The 20,509-nt window shown below is 56.7% G+C and carries 18 protein-coding genes; 6 read left to right on the forward strand and 12 right to left on the reverse strand.

The features are described 5' to 3' along the window. Positions 1-166: 166 nt before the first annotated feature. From groL to AUC61_RS05500, 5 genes are all read right to left on the reverse strand, one after another. Positions 167-1,813 carry a chaperonin GroEL gene (gene groL / locus AUC61_RS05480; RefSeq protein ID WP_122662666.1) on the reverse strand — a complete coding sequence of 549 codons (1,647 nt, stop codon included), beginning with the start codon at positions 1,811-1,813 and terminating at the stop codon, positions 167-169. A 51-nt stretch (positions 1,814-1,864) separates the two neighbouring features. Next, positions 1,865-2,158 (reverse strand): co-chaperone GroES, encoded by a 294-nt coding sequence (locus AUC61_RS05485; protein ID WP_087264828.1) that lies wholly within the window; start codon positions 2,156-2,158, stop codon positions 1,865-1,867. 259 nt (positions 2,159-2,417) lie between these two features. After that, positions 2,418-2,900, reverse strand: coding sequence for an FxsA family protein (locus tag AUC61_RS05490; RefSeq protein ID WP_122662668.1), 483 nt, complete (start codon positions 2,898-2,900; stop codon positions 2,418-2,420). 66 nt (positions 2,901-2,966) lie between these two features. Further along, positions 2,967-3,698, reverse strand: coding sequence for a HugZ family pyridoxamine 5'-phosphate oxidase (locus tag AUC61_RS05495; protein ID WP_243244849.1), 732 nt, complete (start codon positions 3,696-3,698; stop codon positions 2,967-2,969). 339 nt (positions 3,699-4,037) lie between these two features. Then, positions 4,038-5,045 carry a DUF481 domain-containing protein gene (locus AUC61_RS05500; RefSeq protein WP_243244851.1) on the reverse strand — a complete coding sequence of 336 codons (1,008 nt, stop codon included), beginning with the start codon at positions 5,043-5,045 and terminating at the stop codon, positions 4,038-4,040. 220 nt (positions 5,046-5,265) lie between these two features. Between AUC61_RS05500 and AUC61_RS05505 the strand changes: the two genes are divergently transcribed. Next, positions 5,266-5,595: an MGMT family protein gene (locus AUC61_RS05505; RefSeq protein ID WP_243245308.1), complete on the forward strand. Its 330-nt coding sequence runs from the start codon at positions 5,266-5,268 to the stop codon at positions 5,593-5,595. 42 nt (positions 5,596-5,637) lie between these two features. After that, positions 5,638-7,194: an AmpG family muropeptide MFS transporter gene (locus tag AUC61_RS05510; protein WP_243244853.1), complete on the forward strand. Its 1,557-nt coding sequence runs from the start codon at positions 5,638-5,640 to the stop codon at positions 7,192-7,194. 104 nt (positions 7,195-7,298) lie between these two features. Here AUC61_RS05510 and AUC61_RS05515 read toward each other — a convergent pair whose 3' ends face one another. Beyond that, a complete protein-coding gene (locus AUC61_RS05515; RefSeq protein ID WP_243244856.1) occupies positions 7,299-8,144 on the reverse strand; it encodes a mechanosensitive ion channel family protein in 846 nt (281 codons plus the stop codon). A 124-nt stretch (positions 8,145-8,268) separates the two neighbouring features. Continuing rightward, on the reverse strand, positions 8,269-8,754 hold the full coding sequence (locus tag AUC61_RS05520) for a YajQ family cyclic di-GMP-binding protein (protein WP_122662678.1): 486 nt from the start codon (positions 8,752-8,754) through the stop codon (positions 8,269-8,271). A gap of 159 nt (positions 8,755-8,913) precedes the next feature. On the opposite strand from AUC61_RS05520, the gene AUC61_RS05525 reads away from it, so the two are divergent. The 3 genes from AUC61_RS05525 to AUC61_RS05535 all read left to right on the forward strand — a co-directional run bounded on the left by AUC61_RS05525 (position 8,914) and on the right by AUC61_RS05535 (position 12,551). Then, a complete protein-coding gene (locus AUC61_RS05525) occupies positions 8,914-9,834 on the forward strand; it encodes a putative 2-dehydropantoate 2-reductase (protein WP_243244857.1) in 921 nt (306 codons plus the stop codon). Positions 9,835-9,919: 85 nt separating this feature from the next. Continuing rightward, complete coding sequence (locus AUC61_RS05530; protein ID WP_243245309.1) at positions 9,920-11,956, forward strand: sensor histidine kinase; 2,037 nt, start codon at positions 9,920-9,922, stop codon at positions 11,954-11,956. A gap of 13 nt (positions 11,957-11,969) precedes the next feature. Beyond that, the gene (locus tag AUC61_RS05535) at positions 11,970-12,551 is read left to right on the forward strand and encodes a cob(I)yrinic acid a,c-diamide adenosyltransferase (protein WP_243244858.1); all 582 of its coding nucleotides are present in this window, start codon (positions 11,970-11,972) and stop codon (positions 12,549-12,551) included. A gap of 144 nt (positions 12,552-12,695) precedes the next feature. Here the strand turns inward: AUC61_RS05535 and AUC61_RS05540 are convergent, their stop codons facing one another. The 4 genes from AUC61_RS05540 to secA form a co-directional block, all read right to left on the reverse strand. Continuing rightward, on the reverse strand, positions 12,696-13,640 hold the full coding sequence (locus AUC61_RS05540; RefSeq protein ID WP_243244860.1) for a Nudix family hydrolase: 945 nt from the start codon (positions 13,638-13,640) through the stop codon (positions 12,696-12,698). Beyond that, positions 13,637-14,269 (reverse strand): glutathione S-transferase family protein, encoded by a 633-nt coding sequence (locus AUC61_RS05545; RefSeq protein ID WP_243244862.1) that lies wholly within the window; start codon positions 14,267-14,269, stop codon positions 13,637-13,639. Before AUC61_RS05545 ends, AUC61_RS05540 begins: the two co-directional genes overlap by 4 nt. A gap of 266 nt (positions 14,270-14,535) precedes the next feature. Next, entirely contained in the window at positions 14,536-15,753 is a 1,218-nt protein-coding gene (argJ, locus tag AUC61_RS05550) for a bifunctional glutamate N-acetyltransferase/amino-acid acetyltransferase ArgJ (protein ID WP_243244864.1), read from the reverse strand. 135 nt (positions 15,754-15,888) lie between these two features. Next, positions 15,889-18,621, reverse strand: a complete 2,733-nt coding sequence (gene secA, locus AUC61_RS05555; protein ID WP_243244865.1) for a preprotein translocase subunit SecA — start codon at positions 18,619-18,621, stop codon at positions 15,889-15,891. 307 nt (positions 18,622-18,928) lie between these two features. On the opposite strand from secA, the gene AUC61_RS05560 reads away from it, so the two are divergent. Beyond that, complete coding sequence (locus AUC61_RS05560; RefSeq protein WP_243244866.1) at positions 18,929-19,384, forward strand: DUF721 domain-containing protein; 456 nt, start codon at positions 18,929-18,931, stop codon at positions 19,382-19,384. Positions 19,385-19,421: 37 nt separating this feature from the next. Here the strand turns inward: AUC61_RS05560 and AUC61_RS05565 are convergent, their stop codons facing one another. Further along, a complete protein-coding gene (locus AUC61_RS05565; protein ID WP_243244868.1) occupies positions 19,422-20,378 on the reverse strand; it encodes an alpha/beta fold hydrolase in 957 nt (318 codons plus the stop codon). Positions 20,379-20,509 lie beyond the last annotated feature (131 nt).

A 20,509-nucleotide genomic window follows, 5' to 3' on the forward strand; every position in this document is an offset into this window, starting at 1 on the left:
CAAAGCAAAGCAAAGCAAAGCAAAGCAAAGCAAAGCAAAGCAAAGCAAAGCAAAGCAAAGCAAAGCAAAGCAAAGCAAAGCAAAGCAAAGCCAGGATCCTGCCCATAAAAAAACCCCGCACAAGGCGGGGTTCTTTTATGGGGTACAGCTAGGGGGTGAAGCTGGCTTACATCATGCCGCCCATACCACCCATGCCGCCCATGTCTGGCATACCGCCGCCAGCTGGTGCTTTGTCGTCCGGAGCGTCAGCGATCATGGCTTCGGTGGTGATCATCAGACTGGCGATAGAGGACGCAGCCTGCAGAGCAGAGCGAGTCACTTTAGCCGGGTCCAGGATGCCCATTTCGATCATGTCGCCGTATTCGCCGGTAGCAGCGTTGTAACCGAAGTTACCCGAACCCTGCTTGACCTTGTCGACTACAACGCTTGGCTCGTCACCGGAGTTGGCAACGATCTGACGCAGTGGAGCTTCTACAGCGCGACGCAGCAGAGCGATACCAACGTTCTGATCAGCGTTGTCGCCTTTCAGTTCGGCGATTGCTTGCAGGGAGCGAACCAGAGCCACGCCACCGCCAGGTACCACGCCTTCTTCAACGGCTGCACGAGTAGCGTGCAGGGCGTCTTCAACGCGGGCTTTCTTCTCTTTCATTTCAACTTCGGAACCAGCGCCGACTTTGATAACTGCAACGCCGCCGGACAGCTTGGCCAGACGCTCTTGCAGTTTCTCTTTGTCGTAGTCCGAAGTGGTGTCACCGATCTGCTGACGAATCTGCGAGATACGACCGTCGATGTCAGTGCGAACGCCAGCACCGTCGATGATGGTGGTGTTTTCTTTGTTCAGCACAACGCGCTTGGCATTACCCAGGTGTTCCAGGGTAGTGGTTTCCAGGCTCAGGCCGATTTCTTCGGAGATAACGGTACCGCCAGTCAGGACAGCGATGTCCTGCAGCATTGCCTTGCGACGGTCGCCGAAGCCTGGAGCCTTGACGGCTGCAACTTTGACGATGCCACGCATGTTGTTCACAACCAGAGTCGCCAGGGCTTCGCCTTCAACGTCTTCAGCAACGATCAACAGCGGACGGCCAGCTTTGGCCACTGCTTCCAGAACTGGCAGCATTTCGCGGATGTTCGAGATTTTCTTGTCGACCAGCAGGATCAGCGGGCTGTCCAGCTCGGCAACCATGGTGTCTGGCTTGTTGATGAAGTACGGGGACAGGTAGCCACGGTCGAACTGCATGCCTTCAACAACGGACAGTTCGTTTTCCAGACCAGTGCCTTCTTCAACGGTGATAACGCCGTCTTTGGTCACTTTTTCCATGGCTTCAGCAATGATGTCGCCGATGGAATTGTCGGAGTTCGCGGAGATAGTACCTACCTGAGCGATAGCCTTGGTGTCGGTGCAAGGCTTGGACAGTTTTTTCAGTTCAGCAACGATGGCGATGGTCGCCTTGTCGATGCCGCGCTTGAGGTCCATCGGGTTCATGCCAGCAGCGACGGCTTTCAGGCCTTCGTTGACGATAGCCTGAGCCAGAACGGTTGCAGTGGTAGTACCGTCACCAGCGTCATCGTTTGCACGGGAAGCAACGTCTTTGACCAGCTGCGCGCCCATGTTTTCGAAACGGTCTTTCAGTTCGATTTCTTTAGCAACCGAAACACCGTCTTTGGTGATCAGAGGAGCACCGAAGCTCTTCTCGATGATGACGTTACGGCCTTTTGGGCCCAGAGTTGCTTTTACTGCGTCAGCCAGGACGTTGACACCGGCGAGCATTTTTTTACGGCCAGAATCGCCGAATTTAACTTCTTTAGCAGCCATGATCGATCTTCCTTAAATACTTTGAGTAGTAACGGAAACTAGTGGGGTGACTCAGGCTTCGACGACCGCGAGAATTTCGTTCTCGCTCATCACCAGCAGGTCTTCGCCATCTACTTTCACAGTGTTGCTGCCGGAGTACGGGCCAAACACCACTTTGTCACCCACTTTCACGGCCAGCGCACGTACTTCGCCGTTGTCCAGCACGCGGCCGGTACCTACAGCAATGATCTCGCCACGGTTTGGCTTTTCAGCAGCCGAACCTGGCAGAACGATACCGCCAGCAGTTTTGGATTCTTCTTCGCTGCGACGGATTACGACGCGGTCATGCAGAGGACGAAGCTTCATTGTCGATCTCCTAATTATGGTTTTTGAACGGCCAGTGAAGACACCGGCGGGTTAAAACATCCGGCGCTGCCGGTTGCGGTTCGACGAGCGAACCGCAGAATACGGTCTGGCGAAATGGCCAGAAACCTTGCGGTGACCCATACATAAGGGCGGGCATGGTGATTACAAGGCCAGCCGTTGAATTTTTTTGTTGAAAGTTACCGCGTCATAAAACGCACGCGGCACCCTGAGGTGCCGCGCAGCGGGGCTATGGAGGCGATTATTTGTCGCGATGTTCGAACTCGCCTTCGATCACATCCGGCTCGCGAGTCGGAGGGTGGATCGCTCCCGGACGACCCGGATCGTTGCTCGCTGGCATGTCTTCTGCGAAGGCACGCTGACGGATAGCCTGTTCTTCAGCACGTTTGCGCATGGTGTTGACCAGCACCCGACGTGTAACAGGCAACAGGCAGATCACACCAAGAATGTCGCTGATGAAGCCCGGCAACAGAAGAAGCCCGCCACCGACGGCAATCATCAAGCCTTCAAGCATCTGCTGGGCAGGCAGTTCGCCACGCGACAGGCTTTCACGCGCGCGCATGGCAGTAGCAAACCCGGCAACCCGGATAACGAACAGGCCCAACAGCGAGGTTGCGACCACCATCAGGAATGTCGGAAAGAAGCCGATCGACATGCCCACCCGCACCAGAACGAACAGTTCCAGTACCGGAAAAAGAAGGAACAGCAGTAGAAAAACACGCATCAATTGAATTCCTCAACGCAAGAATGCCTTGCAGTAGACCCTACGTGACGTCATCAAAGCGTGAATTCAAGCCTCCTGACTATCACGAGTGGGCCATTTTTCCGCGTGAGCCAGCTGAACCAAGGCTTCGCGGACTTGTTTCGGTGTATTACAGGGCTCACTGAAAGCCAGCCAGTATAGGCTCTGACCGATGCGCAAGTGCATGCCTTCGCTGTCGATACCTGCCAACTGTGCCGTCTCACCTTGTGGCAGCCCCGTGAGCTGTACATAGTGCGCAATGGCATTGGCGTGATCAGCATTCATGTGCTCGACCATGCCGGCTTCAGCGGAGCCCGCAAACGGGTTCGCCAGCTCAACGTGATCCAGCCAGTGAATTGCACCGAAGCCGCCGATAAAACGATAGCGCACCGGCGCCAACACCCAGAAATCGAAGTCATGGGCGCTGTGATAGCTCTGCGACTCAGGAAAAAAACGGTAATAGCGCTGAGCAGCGCTCTCGATGGCGTCCGGTTCAACAAGCTTTTGGGCTTCAGCCATGACCGTCACGCGTCCAGTCGCCTGAACGTCGTCAGCTTCGCGCTCGCCCACCAACAGCGAGCATTTAGCGTCTTTGCCCAGGTTGTGGGTGTGCTGAGCGATGCGACTGATCAGAATCAGAGGTCGCCCCTGGTCATCAAGGCAATACGGTACCGAAGAACCAAAAGGGAAACCCGGCATGGATTTGGAGTGCGTGGACAGCACACCTCTGTATTCCTTGAGCAGCAGCTCCCGCGCTTGCTTGATAGCCTTCACACTCATCCAGTGACTCCTCGTAACGAACTCGTCGACGGTCGACGCACGTATAAATAAAGCTGAACAATAATCAGCAGTGATTGGGCACGTGCACGGCTTCGGAAGACAAGTTAAAAATTATTACGATCAGCTTTTTTGCAGCGCTTGGGGGGAGTTGCGTGTCGAGGCTGGCGTTGACGTGGGACCGGGTTTATTCGGGAAGAGCGTATTTCAAACAGGCTGAGGATATACCGGCCCTTTCGCGAATGAATTCGCTCCCACGGGGTTTGTAACGCACCCCACAATTTCTCTCCCGCCGAATAACGAATGCAGCGGGAGATACCTGAAAACAGGCTAGCCAGCCGTTTACCAGGTCACACCAAAGCCTGCGGTGTAGCGGGTTTTGTCCAGATCGCCATCGTCGGAGCCGCTGATAACGTTCTTCTCGGCTTTCAGGTTCAACGAAGCCCAGTCAGTGACTTTGTAACGCAGCCCGACTTCTGCATCGAGTGCGTAATCAGCAACGTTGCTCAACGGCCTGCCTAGCTCACCGTTGGTAAAGAATTCAACTTTTTTACCGATCAGGAAGCGGTTGTAGTCCCACGTACCCGCCACGGAGTAGAAGTTTTCCTTACCGCCGTTGGAGAACTCGTAATCAGTGCGGTTAAGCAGAGCGCCGAGCTTGAAAGCGCCCAACTCGTCATCCCAGAACTGGTAGCCAGGACCCGTACCCACAACACGCTGACGGCTCAGGTCTTCCACTTTGTCGCGCTTGTAGCTGATCCGGCCATCCCAGAAAAATTTCTCGGTCAGGAAGCGGTCGATGGAGTACTCGGCACTCCAGTTGTCGGTGCTGACCACATCATCCTGAGTTTCGCGGTTGTAATCGCCTTTGGCGTTATGCCGCCATTGACCATGCCGAGCCGAAGTCTTGAAGGCCAGGTTGTAGTCGTCGGTATCGTTCTCGGCCTTCTGGAAGTCCATTGCCAGATCGACATTGCCTTTCCATACCAGATCAGTGATGACCGGTTTGGGCTTGAGGATCTGCTGAATGCTGGCCAACTCGACGGTTTTTGGCGCTTCGCCGTTGGTCAGCGTGACTTTGCCGTCATCCGACGCTTTCAACGATTTGGCAATTTCACCCTGATACTGATCCTGCTTGACCATCAACTGCTGGTCACTCTCCAGGGTCTTGACCTGTTTCCAGTCCACAGGGATTGCGCCCCCATAGGAGGTCTCGATCAGCAGCTTGCCGCCGTCGAACAGCTTGATGGTACCGGTGATCTTGTCGCCGTTCTTCAACCAGACGGTGTCGGCGAGCAACGGAGTGGCGGCGATGGAGGCAGCGAGGAACAGCAGAGTTCTGGTCAGCATAAGCAACTAGGAGGCTCAGTTAGCGGAAAATCGGGCATCATCTGCGAAGATGACGTCAAGGCAATCGAAGACCGCCGCGGGCACAGAAAACACAGACCGTGGGATTTTTCTGTAGTTCAAAACCCGGACAGCCGCCCATCTATAAAAAGCTATAAACAGATCTATAAACAGGAGGGAAATGGTGACCAGCGAGCAACGGCACTGCGCGGACCCGACAGGTATGGACCCGGCCCAGGCGCGGCGTACTGCGCTGTACCTTACGCTCAATCAGGTACCGGAAGGAAAAGTTGTCACTTACGGGCAACTGGCTCAACTGGCAGGCCTGGGCCGCGCTGCTCGCTGGGTCGGAAGAACCCTGAGCCAGTTGCCAGACGGCAGTTCACTGCCGTGGCACCGGGTGATAGGCGCTGGTGGCAAGGTCAGCTTGTCGGTCGGAACGACCTCAGGCGACGAACAACGCGCCCGTTTACGCGCTGAAGGCGTCCTTGTGGAGAACAATCGGGTAGATATCCGGCGTCATGGCTGGCGTCCGATAGAGCACAGCGGTTAGAGTGCGCCCTTTGTTTTCGTAACCTGAGGCAGACTCCAGCCCATGCCCCGTAAAACCTGGCGCGCCGCGCTCGCCGCATATGCCAGCCCCTCGACGTTAGTGCTGTTGTTGCTCGGATTCGCTGCGGGCATGCCCTACATGTTGGTGTTCTCTACTCTGTCGGTCTGGTTGCGTGAAGCCGGTGTCGCCCGTGAAACCATCGGCTATGCCAGCCTGATCGGGCTCGCCTATGCCTTTAAATGGGTATGGTCACCCTTGCTCGACCAATGGCGCCTGCCGCTGCTGGGCAAGCTGGGTCGACGTCGTTCCTGGCTGGTCCTGTCGCAGAGTCTGGTAATCCTGGGCTTGATCGGCATGGGCTTCTGCGATCCGCAGCAGCACCTTTCATGGCTGATCGCAATTGCCGTCGTCGTAGCGTTTTCCTCAGCGACTCAAGACATCGCCATCGATGCTTATCGCCTGGAAATCGCCAACGACACTCAGCAAGCAGCCCTCGCGGCCAGCTACATGTCTGGCTACCGTGTTGCGGCGCTGCTAGCCACGGCGGGCGCGCTGTATTTCGCTGAAGGATTTGGGTCTACGGGCTTCGCCTACAAACACTCTGCATGGACAGGCACGTATGTGCTGTTCGGTCTGCTGATGCTGCCAGCCTTGATCACAACCCTGATCATGCGCGAGCCACCTGTGGCATTGCGCACTCAGCTGTCGGCGGCTCGCTACGGCTTTGCGCACCAACTGGCATCTGTTTTCGTCTTGATCGTGCTGTTGGTGTCGGTCCCGGCGATGTTCACCCAGCTCTACAACACAGACTTCGCCAGCGTGTTGTTTCAGAACTCCAGCTGGACTGACTTGCTGATGGAAGACCGCGCCTTCCTGCGCGCCATCCTCTATATCGTACTAACTGTCGCGTGCCTGTCTTCAATGGGCCGACGCGGCCTGGCGCCGGTACTGACGCCCATCAACGACTTCATCCTGCGCTATCGCTGGCAAGCATTTCTGTTGCTCGGACTGATCGCTACCTATCGCATGTCAGACACGGTCATGGGCGTAATGGCCAACGTGTTTTATATCGATCAGGGTTTTACCAAGGATCAGATCGCCAGTGTCAGCAAGATCTTTGGCCTGATCATGACGCTGCTGGGCGCGGGCTTTGGCGGGTTGCTGATCGTGCGTTTTGGCATCATGCCGATTCTGTTCATTGGCGGCCTGAGTTCAGCTGCCACCAACCTGCTATTCCTGATGCTGGCCGACATGGGACCGAACCTGAAGATGCTGGTGCTGACCATTTCGCTGGACAATTTCAGCTCTGGATTGGCGACTTCAGCGTTTGTGGCGTATCTATCCAGCCTGACCAACCTCAAGTTCTCGGCAACACAATATGCGCTGCTCAGCTCGATCATGCTTCTGCTGCCGCGTTTGTTGGGAGGCTATTCGGGGGTCGTCGTGGAGAAGTATGGCTATCACAACTTCTTCCTGATCACGGCGCTGTTGGGCGTGCCGACGCTGATCATGATCATCTTGCAGTGGAGCAAGGAGGCGCGCCAGGACAAGGCGGCTGAGGTGCTTGAGGCAGAGAAACCCTCGCAAGAACAACTTTAACGCTGCAACGCTGAATCTGTAGGAGCTGCCGAAGGCTGCGATGGCGGCGTGTCAGCCAGAATGCTTTCGCAGCCTTCGGCAGCTCCTACAAAGTCATATGTTAATTACTGCGGTGCCGGAGAATCCTGAACCACGCGAATCACTCTCTGCGGGAACGGGATATCGATATTGGCAGCACGCAGGCGGTCGCGGGCTTCAGCATTGAAGCGGTTCGACACATCGCCAAAATCGCCGGTCTTGACCCATACCCGCAACGAAACAGTGATCGAGCTATCACCCAGCGCAGCCACCACGGCCTGCGGCGCAGGATCCTGCAACACCCGAGGATCGTCTGCCATGTCCATCAGGACTTGCAGCGCCTGTTTAAGGTCAGCCTCGTAATCAACGCCCACATCAAAGGTGATCTTGCGGGTTGGCTGACGATTGGTGTTGGTGATAATCCCGTTGGACAGATTGCCGTTGGGCAGGATCACCGTCTTGTTGTCACCGGTGCGCACTACGGTATGGAATATCTGGATATTGTCTACAGTGCCGGCGATACCCTGGGCTTCGATCCAGTCACCAATGCGGAATGGGCGAAACAGCAGAATCAGTACGCCACCGGCGAAATTCGCCAGACTGCCTTGCAATGCAAGACCAATCGCCAGACCCGCAGCACCGATAGCAGCCACGAACGAGGTGGTTTCAATCCCGATCATCGACGCAACGCTGACGATCAGCAGAATCTTCAGAATGATGTTGGCCAGACTGCTGATAAAGCCCTGCAATGCGAGGTCCGCATTGCGCAGCGCCAATAGCGCGCCCACTTTGGTGGTCAGGCGGTTGATCAACCACCAACCGATGGTCAGGGTAACCAACGCCAACAGCACGCGGCTGCCGTATTGCATGATCATTGGAATCCAGGCCTGGGAGGCCTTTATCAGATGATCCATTTCGGCATTCAAATCCATATTTATCTCCTTGCGATTCGCGAAACTGGCGGCTGAAGCATTGGATCCGGCCCAATGCGCTCAGCCGCTTGCACTGGCCCCGCGTTCGGGGATAAGTGGCTCCCCCCGCGCAAAGGCCGAGTGATCAGTCACGGAAGTTATTGAACTGCAGCGGCATACCAAACTCATTGGCACGTAATACAGCCATGGCTTCTTGCAGGTCATCACGCTTCTTGCCGGTGACGCGTACTTGCTCACCTTGAATGGCAGCCTGAACCTTGAGCTTGGCGTCCTTAATGTGCGCGACGATTTTCTTCGCCAACTCTTTGTCGATGCCTTCTTTGAGCACCGCGTCCTGCTTCATCAACTTGCCGGATGCAAACGCGTCTTTGACCTCAAGGCATTTGACGTCGATCTTGCGTTTGACCAGGCAGAGCTTGAGGATTTCGATCATCGCTTCAAGCTGGAACTCAGCCTCGGCAGTCAGATTGACCGTCAGGTCCTTTTCCTTGAACTCGAACTCACCTTTACCTTTCAAGTCGTAGCGACGGTCCAGCTCTTTGATAGCGTTATCGACGGCATTAGTGACTTCGTGTTTATCCAGTTCGGACACTACGTCGAACGAGGGCATGTCATTTCTCCAATGGATGGCGTGTCGGAACGCCTGTCTTTGATGTGAATAAAACCCGGTTATTATAACGAGACTTTCCCGCGTTCACTGCGAGCCTTCCATGTCGACAGCCGTTTTCTCGCTCCTGCACAGTTTTCTTCGCTTCGCAGTGACTCGTTGATGAGCGTCGTCTGGCATGTGCTAGGGGCCGGAAGCCTGGGTAGCCTGTGGGCGGCGCGCCTGGCGAGGGCTGGTTTGCCCGTGCGTCTGCTACTGCGTGATGCCACGCGTCTGGCAGATTACGAGGCCAATGGCGCGACCCTGACGCTGGTTGAGCACGGTGTCGAAAGTCGGCTGGCGATCAGCGCACAGCTCGTCAGCAGCGCAGAACCTATCCAACGGCTGTTGCTGGCATGCAAGGCTTACGATACCGAGCAGGCAGTGGCTGCTCTGGCGCAGCGGCTGGTACCTGACGCGGAAATCATCCTGCTGCAAAACGGTTTGGGCAGTCAGGACGCGGTGGCCGCAAAAGTCCCTAAAGCCCGTTGCATCTGCGCCTCCAGTACCGAAGGAGCGTTTCGCGAACGCGACTGGCGAGTGGTGTTTGCCGGGCATGGTTACAACTGGCTGGGCGATCCTGCTGATCCTGGCCCTCCCGGCTGGTTGAGTGAACTGCAACAGGCCGGCATCCCCCATGAATGGACGCCAGAGATTCTCACCCGGCTATGGCGCAAGCTGGCCCTGAACTGCGCGATCAATCCACTGACGGTACTTTACGACTGCCGCAACGGCGACTTGACGCAGCATCACTGTGAAGTGGCGACGCTGTGCGAGGAGTTAAGCGAACTGCTCCAGTGTTGCGGCCAACCCGAAGCTGCCGTGGATTTACATCGCGATGTGCAACGAGTCATTCAGGCAACAGCAGCCAATTACTCATCAATGCATCAGGATGTCGTGCAACGACGCCGCACAGAAATCAGTTATCTGTTGGGTTACGCCTGCGCAGCGGCTGATCGGCATCATTGTTCTGTTCCACATTTGCAACAGCTCAAAAAACGACTGGTTCAGCACCTGACAATAAACGGCCTGCCCATAGATTAGGCTTCAGGCAAAGGCTCGCCCGGTTTGCTCAAGGGCCAGAGTGCGCGCTACCCTGAACATTCCTCATCCGTATGTGATTCGTCTCATGCCATTGCGCCAACGCCTGGAAAACCTGCCGGTCGGCCAGAAGCTACTGGCAGCCCTGCTGGTCTTGCTGACTACCGTCCTGCTGGTCGCCAATCTGACATTCATCGGTGCTGCCTATTACATCTCCCAGGAGGCCATGGCCCCTCAGGCACTGCAGACCATTGGCCGCCTGATCAGCAACCCGAACCTTGCCGAACAAGCGCTCAACTCTTCGACGAATGCCGAATCGTTGCTCAAGGAGCTGAAAAACTATGGCCCGCTGCGCGCTGCTGCGCTTTACGACACAAATGGCGAGCGCCTCGGCCAATTGCAGCAGGGCGAAAAGCTCAAATTGCCCGAGCGTTTCAAAGAGATCGAAGGCTGGCGCATCACGGAGTTTCGTAACACTCAGTTGATCCCGGTACCAAAAGCCGGGCAAGCTCCCGGCCACCTGCTGCTGGTAGCCAGTAGCGAATTACCCACCGCGTTCTACACCGGCACCCTGACTGCAAGCCTGGGCATTCTGATCTTCAGCGTGCTGCTCTGGCTGGTTATTGCCCGGCAGATTCGCCGGTTGATTACCGAACCCATTTATCAACTGGAAGAGCTGTCACGCCAGGTCACCCACGAAGAGAGTTATGCGTTGCGCGCCGCGCCGGGCAACAAGGATGAAATCGGCAGTCTCGCTGAAGCTTTCAACACCATGCTGTCGCGTATCGAGGCCCGGGAGCAGCAACTCAAACGAGCCCGGGATGACTCCCAGGAAGCTTACGATCAGGCTCAGGGGCTGGCCGAAGAAACCCGGAACACCAACCGCAAGCTGGAGCTTGAGGTGAAGGTGCGCAGCAAGATCGAGAAGAAGCTCACCGGCTTCCAGAACTATCTGAACAGCATTATTGACTCGATGCCCTCGGCGCTGATCGCGCTTGATGAGCAGCTCTACGTGACTCAATGGAATCAGGAGGCCAGCGCACTCTCCGGGACACCGCTGGATGAGGCACTCAATCAGCCGATCTTCCTGGCCTTCCCGCCGATGAAAACCTTTCTGCCGCAGCTCAAACAGACGGTAGAGCAGCACAGCGTCACCAAGATCGAGCGGGTGACCTGGATCAAGGATGAGGAACGCCGTCATTACGCGCTGACGTTCTATCCGTTGACCGGCGGCGCAGGCCAGGGCGTGGTGATCCGGGTGGACGACATCACCCAGCGTTTGTCGCTGGAGGAGATGATGGTGCAATCCGAGAAGATGCTTTCCGTCGGCGGCCTCGCCGCAGGTATGGCCCATGAGATCAACAATCCGCTGGGCGCCATTCTGCATAACGTCCAGAACATCCGGCGGCGCCTGTCCGTCGACTTGCAAAAAAATATCGAGCAGGCCGAAGCTGAAGGCATCGAACTGGAAACGGTGAATCGCTATCTGGTCAGCCGGGAAGTACCGCAGCTACTCGACGGGATCCAGCAGGCCGGAGCCCGCGCAGCAAAAATCGTCAGCCATATGCTCAGTTTCAGTCGCCTCAGCACTCGGCAGATGGCGCCCTGCGACCTTCCTGCATTGATTGATCAAGCCGTAGAGATCGCCAGCAATGACTTTGATCTGACGATCGGTTTCGACTTCAAGGGTCAAGCTATCATTCGTCAGTTCGACCCGGAACTGGGTCCGGTACCGGGGACCGCCAACGAGTTGGAGCAGGTGTTGCTGAATCTGCTCAAAAACGCCGCGCAGGCTATTCATCAGCGCCCCGAGGATGCCGAGCCGGGTCGGATCATCCTGCGTACAAAACTCAATCCCCCTTGGGCTGAGATTCAGGTCGAAGATAACGGCATTGGTATGTCTGAACAGGTGCGCAAGCGTACGTTCGAACCGTTCTTCACCACCAAGGAAATCGGTCAGGGCACCGGCCTTGGGCTCTCGGTCTCATATTTCATTATCACCAACAATCACAAAGGCCAGATGGAGGTGCACTCCTCTGTCGGCCAGGGCACTTGCTTCACCTTGCGCCTGCCTTTGGCAGGTAGCCAGGTGACCGTGCCTGAGGCGGTTATTTCACCGCTATGACGGAGCATTGAGAATGGGCTTTCGCTTGTCGAAAATTTACACACGCACGGGTGACACCGGCGAAACAGGCCTGGGTGATGGCCGACGCGTGCCGAAGGATCATCCCCGGGTCGAGGCTATCGGCGAAGTCGATACGCTGAACAGCCAGTTGGGATTGCTCCTCGCCGGGCTTGCCGAGCAGTTGTCGCACACCCCTGCTCTCGCTGAGGTCATCGACGTGCTTGCGCCTTGTCAGCATCGGTTGTTCGACTTGGGTGGTGAGCTGGCGATGCCGGTTTATCAGGCCCTGGATCAGGCAGAAATTGATCGTCTGGAAACGGCCATTGATCTGTGGAATGAAGAGTTGGGGCCGCTGGAGAATTTCATTCTGCCCGGAGGTTCGGCGCTGATCGCCCAAGCCCATGTATGCCGCAGCCTTGCCCGCAGCGCCGAGCGCCGCTGTCAGCATCTGAATGCGGTGGAACCACTGGCCGGAGTTGGGCTGGCGTACATCAATCGGTTGTCGGATTTGTTATTCGTCGCGGCCAGACTGATTGCCAAGCGGCAGGGTATTGCGGAGATATTGTGGGAGGCGGCGAAAAAGCCTCAGGTTTGATGCAAAACCCTGTGGGAGCGGTGCTTGCCCGCGAAATCTTTGCTCGGGTGTATCAGGCACACCGAGTTATCGTTCTTCGCGGGCAAGCCTCGCTCCCACATAGACCGCGCTATTCCGTCGACCGGCGGGTCCTACGTGGGAGCATTACTCCCCCGGCCAGAACGCTCTGATCCCCGCCACGCCTTGTGCGCCGCTCTCCCAGGCTTGTTGCTGATCGTCCGGGCCAACGCCACCCAGCAGATACACCGGCTTGCTAAAGCCTGCAATCAGCTCCCGGGCCTGCTCCCAACCCAGTGGCTGAGCGTCAGGATGAGTCTGAGTGGGCTGGACCGGTGACAAGGTCACGAAATCAACGTCCATCAGTTCGGCCAGGGCCAGCTCTTCAGCATTGTGGCAGGAAGCTGCCAGCCAGCGATCCTTCGGAAACGGGCGCCCGTTCGGGGCGAGTTTGCGCAGTTGCGCCGAAGTCAGGTGCCAGCCCGCTGCCGGAAAGTCGCCCAGCCACTCCAGCGGCCCCTTGAGCATCAACTGCGCCTTGCCGGCACACAAACCCACGGCGTCCACTGCAAGATCGCGGTACTGCGGATCATAGCCATTCGGCGCACGTAGCTGGACCAGCTTGATACCGCCAGCAATCGCCTTTTGCATGCCGCGAAGCAGCTGCGGAGTTTCCAGTTCACCGGGGGTAATCAGGTATTCGCCGGGCAAACGCGCCGCCGCAACAATAGGCTGATTGGCAGCCGGGAATTCATAACTCGCCAGTTCTCGATTGGACACCCAGGCCAACGGCTGCCCTTCGACGCCGTGAGGTTCACCGGTAAACGCCGACACCTCCCAGACATCCAGCAAGACTTGCTTGTCCGGATAGTCATGCTGAATCTTGATCAGCGGCCTTGCCTGGGTGACGGCGATGTTCAGTTCTTCCTGTAGTTCGCGAGCAAGCGCTGCCTCGACGGCCTCTCCCGGCTCGACCTTTCCTCCAGGAAACTCCCACAAACCGCCCTGATGCTGTGTGTCGGCACGCCGGGCGATAAGAATTCTGCCGTCAACGCCGCGGATCACCGCCGCAGCTACATGAATACGTTTCACCCTTCGACTTCCTCTAAAGCAGCCTTCTGCCAACGCTGGAACAATGGCCATTGGTAGATGGTTTCGATGTACGCCAGCGCTTCGGCTGGCAGTTCGACCCGATAAGCGCGCAGGCGGATCACCACGGGGGCGAAGAATGCGTCAGCAGCGCTGACCTTGCCGAACAGAAACGGCCCGCTTTCAGTCGCGACAGCACGGCATTCAGCCCAGAGCTGAACGATACGTTCGATGTCACCCTGTGTATCCACAGGAATGACTTCCAGCGCTTCGTCGCGGCGCAAATCCATAGGCATGCTTGAACGCAAGGCAGTAAAGCCGCTGTGCATCTGCGCACATGCCGAACGGGCCTGAGCACGCGCAGCTGTATCGCTTGGCCACAAACCTGCGTCGGGAAATTGTTCGGCAAGGTATTCAATAATTGCCAACGAGTCGGCAATTGCACCGTGTTGGGTTTTCAGCAGCGGGACTTTGCCGGTTGGCGAGTGCTCGAGAATCAGCTGGCGGGTGTTGTTCTGATTCAGGCGAATCAGTTGTTCGGTGTATGGCGCCCCCGTCATGTAGAGCGCCAGTGCCGGGCGCAGAGACCAGGAGGAAAAGCGTTTGTCGCCGATGATCAGGTGCAGGGTCATTTCAGGTGTCCTTGCTTGGATGAATAGCTATACAGACTGCGTAGCCGCGCCCTTATCAAACAACATACATTTTCTGAGTTGATACCTATCCTGTAGGAGCTCACCGAGGTTACGAGGCCAGCGATGGCGGAGTGTCAGGCAAACCGCTATCGCTGGCCTCGTAACCTCAGTGAGCTCCTACAGTCCAATGTTGCCGCGACAAAGCGCGGTGTCATGGCCGCCGAGGCCGTACCTGCAGAAACACCGCACCATCATCGTGAAACAACTTACGTGCGGTATTCCGCGTTGATCTTCACGTACTCATGGGACAGGTCGGTGGTCCAGATAGTCTCGCTGCAATCACCACGGCCCAGCTCAATGCGAATAGTGATTTCAGCTTCAGCCATTACCGCCGAACCTTGCTCTTCAGTGTAGGTAGTCGCGCGGCAGCCCTTGCTGGCGATACAGACGGAACCGAGGTAAACGTCGATCTTGCTCACGTCCAGATCCGGTACGCCAGCACGGCCTACAGCCGCCAGAATACGACCCCAGTTCGGGTCGGAGGCGAACAGCGCGGTTTTGATCAATGGCGAGTGAGCCACTGCATAGCCGACGTCCAGACATTCCTGATGATTGCCACCGCCGTTGACTTCAACGGTCACGAACTTGGTAGCGCCTTCGCCGTCGCGCACGATGGCCTGAGCCACTTCCATACACACGTCGAATACGGCTGTTTTCAACGCATCGAACAGCGGACCTTTGGCCTCGGTCACTTCCGGCAGATTGGCCTGGCCGGTTGCGATCAGCATGCAGCAGTCGTTTGTCGAAGTGTCGCCATCAATAGTGATGCGGTTGAACGACTTGTTGGCGCCGTCACGAATCAGGTCCTGCAGGACACTTTGCGAAACTTTAGCGTCGGTAGCGATATAGCCCAGCATGGTTGCCATGTTCGGGCGAATCATGCCCGCGCCCTTACTGATGCCGGTCACAGTGACGGTCACGCCGTCGATCTGGAACTGACGGCTGGCGCCTTTTGGCAACGTGTCGGTGGTCATGATGCCGGTTGCCGCAGCAGCCCAGTTATCCACAGACAGGTCGTCCAGAGCGGCTTGCAATGCGCCCTCGATCTTTTCCACAGGTAGCGGCTCGCCAATCACGCCGGTCGAGTACGGCAGCACGGCATTGGCGTCGACGCCGGTCAGCTCGGCGAGCTTGGCGCAAGTGCGCGCAGCATTGACCAGTCCTGGCTCGCCGGTGCCGGCATTGGCGTTACCGGTATTGGTCAGCAAATAACGGACAGGGCCGTTTACACGCTGCTTTGCGAGGATCACCGGTGCCGCGCAGAACGCGTTGAGGGTGAAGACACCGGCGACACTGGAGCCTTCTGCGCAGCGCATGACCACGACGTCCTTGCGGCCCGGACGTTTGATGCCGGCAGATGAAATGCCCAGTTCAAAACCTGGAACCGGGTGCAATGTCGGCAAAGGACCAAGACCAACAGCCATGAGGTGCGCTCCTTGAAAGATATCTGTGCCGCCCGCATCGGTACGGCAATCGATTGAAAAACGCCGCGACAGGTAAGCCGGTCGCGGCGTTAATACTTTTTGTTGCTCAAAACACGCTACGGGTTCAAATCAGTATCAGTTGATTTGACCGTGGCAGTGTTTGTACTTCTTGCCCGAACCACACCAGCACAGCTCGTTGCGACCCTGCTTCTGGTCATTACGGACCGGTATGGAGGCGACATCAACACCCTCTTCAACCAGAGCTTCCGGCTGCTCAAGGCCTGGCGCTTCAGCATGTTCGAACTGCATGCGCTGCGCCAGCTCTTCGGCTTCGCGACGCAGACGAGCTTCTTCCTCGGCCGGATCTTCGCGGCGTACCTGAACGTGTGACAACACACGGATGGTATCGCGCTTGATCGAATCCAGAAGCTCCTGAAACAGGGTGAAGGACTCGCGCTTGTATTCCTGCTTCGGGTTCTTCTGAGCGTAGCCACGCAGGTGAATACCGTGACGCAGGTGATCCATGGTCGACAGGTGGTCTTTCCACAGATCGTCCAGAACGCGCAGCAGAATCTGTTTCTCGAAGGTGCGCAACGCATCGGCGCTGGCTTGCTCTTCTTTCTCGTTATACGCGCCCAGCAGCTCTTCGAGCAGCTTCACACGCAGCGTGTCTTCGTGCAGGTGATCGTCTTCATCAAGCCATTGCTGAATCGGCAGCTTCACACCGAAATCGCTTTCCAGAGCGGCTTCCAGACCTGGAACGTCCCACTGTTCCGGCATCGACTGCGGCGGAATGTGCTGACTGATCAGGCTGTTGAGCACGTCTTCACGGAACTCGGCGATAGTGTCACCAATGTTGGTAGCGGCCAGCAGGCTGTTACGCATGTGGTAGATCACTTTACGCTGCTCGTTGGATACGTCATCGAACTCGAGCAATTGCTTACGAATATCGAAGTTACGCCCTTCAACCTTGCGCTGTGCCTTCTCGATCGCGTTGGTCACCATGCGGTGTTCAATCGCTTCACCGGACTGCATGCCCAGCGCTTTCATGAAGTTCTTCACCCGATCAGAGGCGAAGATACGCATCAGGCTATCTTCCAGCGACAGGTAGAAGCGGCTCGAACCGGTGTCGCCCTGACGACCGGCACGGCCACGCAGCTGGTTGTCGATACGACGCGATTCATGACGCTCGGAAGCGATAACGTGCAGACCACCTGCTTCGATCACTTGCTGATGGCGTTTCTGCCAATCGGCCTTGATCTGTGCGATTTGCTCCGGGCTCGGGTTTTCCAGCGCAGCAACTTCAACTTCCCAGTTACCGCCCAACAGGATGTCGGTACCACGACCGGCCATGTTGGTAGCAATGGTCAGCGCGCCAGGACGACCTGCCTGAGCAATAATTTCAGCTTCTTTTTCGTGGAACTTGGCGTTCAGAACCTTGTGTTCGATACCTTCCTGATTAAGCAGCTTGGACATGTGCTCGGAAGTTTCGATGGTCGCAGTACCTACCAGCACCGGGCGATTCTCGGCCAGACAGGCCTTGATGTCGGTCACGATGGCCGCGTACTTCTCTTCCGCGGTCAGGTATACGAGGTCGTTGAAGTCTTTACGCGCCAACGGCTTGTTTGGCGGAATGACCATAACCGACAAGGTATAGATCTGGTGGAATTCGAACGCTTCGGTGTCCGCTGTACCGGTCATGCCGGACAGCTTGTTGTACAGACGGAAGTAGTTCTGGAAGGTAGTCGACGCCAGGGTCTGGCTTTCGGCCTGAATATTCAGGTTTTCCTTCGCTTCGATGGCCTGGTGCAGGCCTTCGGACAGGCGGCGACCCGGCATTGTACGACCGGTGTGCTCGTCGACCAGCAGAATCTGGCCGTCCTGAACGATGTACTCGACGTTGCGATGGAACAGCGTGTGCGCACGCAAACCAGCATAGACGTGAGTCAGCAGACCCAGGTTGTGTGCCGAATACAGGCTCTCGCCTTCAGCCAGCATGCCAACTTCAGTCAGCATCTCTTCGATGAACTGGTGACCGGCTTCGTTCAGTTCAACCTGACGGGTTTTCTCGTCAACGGTGTAGTGACCGGCTTTGGTCACCTCGCCTTCCACTTCCTCGATGTGCTGCACAAGGCGCGGGATCAGGCGGTTGATTTCGGTGTAGAGCTTGGAGCTGTCTTCAGCCTGACCGGAGATGATCAGCGGAGTACGTGCTTCGTCGATGAGGATCGAGTCCACTTCGTCGATCACGGCAAAATTGAGTTCGCGCTGGAACTTGTCGTCCATGCTGAACGCCATGTTGTCGCGCAGATAGTCGAAACCGAACTCGTTGTTGGTGCCGTAGGTGATGTCCGACGCGTAAGCCGCACGCTTTTCTTCAGGCGGCTGGAAAGGCGTGACGATGCCGACGCTCAGACCGAGAAACTCATACAGCGGACGCATCCAGTTGGCGTCACGACGAGCCAGGTAATCGTTGACCGTTACCACGTGCACGCCCTTCCCGGACAGCGCATTGAGGTAAACCGCCAGCGTACCCACCAGGGTTTTACCTTCACCGGTACGCATCTCGGCAATCATGCCTTCGTGCAGAGTCATGCCGCCAATCAACTGAACGTCGAAGTGGCGCATACCCATGACGCGCTTACCCGCTTCACGCGCGACCGCGAAAGCTTCAGGAAGCAGCTTATCGAGGGTCTCACCTTTGGCTAAGCGGGCCTTGAACTCTTCGGTCTTGGCACGTAGTTGCTCGTCCGAAAGGGCCACCATTTGCTCTTCGAAGGCATTGACGACTTGTACCGTCTTGAGCATGCGCTTCACTTCACGCTCGTTCTTGCTTCCAAAAAGTTTTTTTAACAAAGGCGCAAACATATCGACAGGATCTTCCAGACATAGGAATGGAGGGCGGCCCCGTGAGTCGCCCGTGCAGCCCTCATGGCCGCATGCGAACGAGCATTCTACCCGGAAACGATGGTGAGGAAAGTGGCGTTATTCCACGATGCTGGCACAGCGCTGTGACGGGGCAGTTTGTAGATAGGGTCATTTCCTGAGAGTTCAACCCGTCAAGAGCAGAAGTTAACCGTTGATTTTGCGCACAAATCTCCCAAACCCGCTTGAAACAAGGGCTGGCGGGCGCTTTCTGATAACATGACAAACTTGTCATCCAGGGTTTTCACTCATGGCGTTCCGTCCACTCCCCGCTCGGGCACCTGCTGTACTGCTACGTGAAGCGAAACCTCTTAAAGGTATTTTTCATCATGCGCAGCGTTTGGGGCACTTGCAGCGGCTACTCGAAAGCCAGCTGCAACCGGCTGCGCGCGAACATTGTCATGTCGCTTCCTGGCGCGAAGGCAGCCTGCTGTTGATTGTGACGGACGGTCATTGGGCGACCCGTTTGCGCTATCAGCAGAAGCGTCTCCAACGGCAACTGACCGCATTCGACGAATTCGCCAATCTGACTCGCATTGTCTTCAAGGTGCAGCCACCCACCTCCCCTCAGGGCGCGACGGGCCACACGATGGATTTGTCCACCGCGGCAGCCGAGAGCATTCAAGCGACGGCTGACGGCATCACTGATCCCGGGTTACGCGCCGCATTGGAACGCCTGGCGAGTCACGCCAAGCCCAAGGCCTGAGCAGAAACCGACTGACTGGCGCAACCACAAGTTTTGGCTACTGCTTCGCGTCGAGAAACTCCATCAGCACCTTCAGCATCTCCTGCGGGGCTTCCTCCTGAGGATAATGTCCCGCGCCGCTGATAACACGGGCTGTCACATTGGCCGCAACCGGGTCCAGCATCGCTTTGAGTCCACTGCCTCTTGCGAACTCACCACCCACGGTCAACACGGGCATTTTCAGCGGAACAGCCGCATGTTTTTTATTCTGCTCGATCGTTTCAGGGATGGCGCGGTAATAGGCGAACCCGGCCCGCATGGCCCCAGGTTTGGAATAAGCGCGGACATACTCTTCGGTTGCCAGATCGCTCGGCCTGTAAGCAAAGCTGTTGAATAGCCACTCCAGGTAAATACGTTCCTTACCCTCAATCAGCGCTTCTGGCAGATCCACAAGTTGATTAAAAGCGAAGTGCCAGGAGCGTAGCGGATCAAGCCCAGGAATGCCCGCTTCAGAGAGAACAATGCGGGAGATGGCATCAGGATAGTTAGCCGCCATCGAGTAACCGATCCACATCCCGACATCATGCCCGACAACCTGATAGGTCGAATGCCCGAGCTGTTGCATCAGCTCATGCAAATCGCGCCCCACATTATCCGTATCGTATCCGGCCACGGGCCTGTTCGAGTCGCCCAATCCTCGCGGATCAACGGCAATCACCGTGAATTTATCGGCCAGAGCAGGCATGATTTTATGCCACGTGTACGCAGTTTGCGGCCACCCGGGTATCAACAGAAGTGCGGGGCCCTTGCCACCGGCGACATAGTGCAGGCGCGTTTTATCCCCGTTGACGACAGCGTAGCCATCTCGGAAATTGCAGGTTTCACAGGTTGCCAACTTCGAAGCGGCATTTGCCGCGGCTTCACTAATAGGCAGCGCCCCGGACAACAGGCCGATGCCCAAAGACAGTGAAAGTGTAGTCAGCAATGAACTCCCTTTCGGGATTGAAAATTCCATGATTTGTCTCCGTGCGGACAAGCAACTCAAAGGAGTATCGAAAAGCAGAAAATCTGCTGATACCCGGCGAGCGACTTTGAACGAAGGCCTCAGGAATTAATGTGAGAAACCGCCTTCCTGCACGTAGGACA

Origin of the sequence: Pseudomonas maioricensis (assembly GCF_022790535.1) — a bacterium.
Classification (GTDB): Bacteria; Pseudomonadota; Gammaproteobacteria; order Pseudomonadales; family Pseudomonadaceae; genus Aquipseudomonas; species Aquipseudomonas maioricensis.